Annotated in this window: 1 protein-coding gene; it reads left to right on the top strand. The window is 52.5% G+C overall.

Annotation, left to right across the window (positions count from 1 at the left end):
* On the top strand, positions 1-497 hold a 497-nt coding region (locus J4050_RS15200), incomplete at both ends, for a hypothetical protein (protein WP_208155466.1).

Genomic DNA, 497 nt, shown 5'->3' with positions numbered 1-497 from the left:
ACCGATCTGTTTATAGCAAATGGAGGCATCACCTTGTATACGGTGCTCAAGGATTGCGCAGGCAACGAGCTGGGTAGCATGTCACCGACCACACCGGACAATACCTTTGCGTATTCCTTTGACAATGACACTGACGCTCCGGTTCTGGAGGCGGTTACACCGGAAACAGGTGCCGTTTGCCTATTGGGCAACAGCTTTGTCTGGATGGTGGACGCTTCGGATACGAACTTGTACTCTTTGGAGATAGACCATAGCCTTGAAGCTACGGTGCCGGAATTTACGGTATACGCGAGCGCATCGGATCCTTACGGAGGCAACGAGGCAGATTTTGCGGCATTGGGCGCAACGGTTACCTACGATGACACACTGCAGCAGTGGACCATAGATTTCGGGGAAACGGTAACCGATCTGTTTATAGCAAATGGAGGCATCACCTTGTATACGGTGCTCAAGGATTGCGCAGGCAACGAGCTGGGTAGCATGTCACCGACCACACC

It is taken from the genome of Winogradskyella pelagia (genome assembly GCF_017581965.1).
GTDB lineage: Bacteria > Bacteroidota > Bacteroidia > Flavobacteriales > Flavobacteriaceae > Winogradskyella > Winogradskyella pelagia.
Note: the sequence above shows the minus strand (reverse complement) of the source record. Positions and strands in the feature narration are given on the sequence as shown.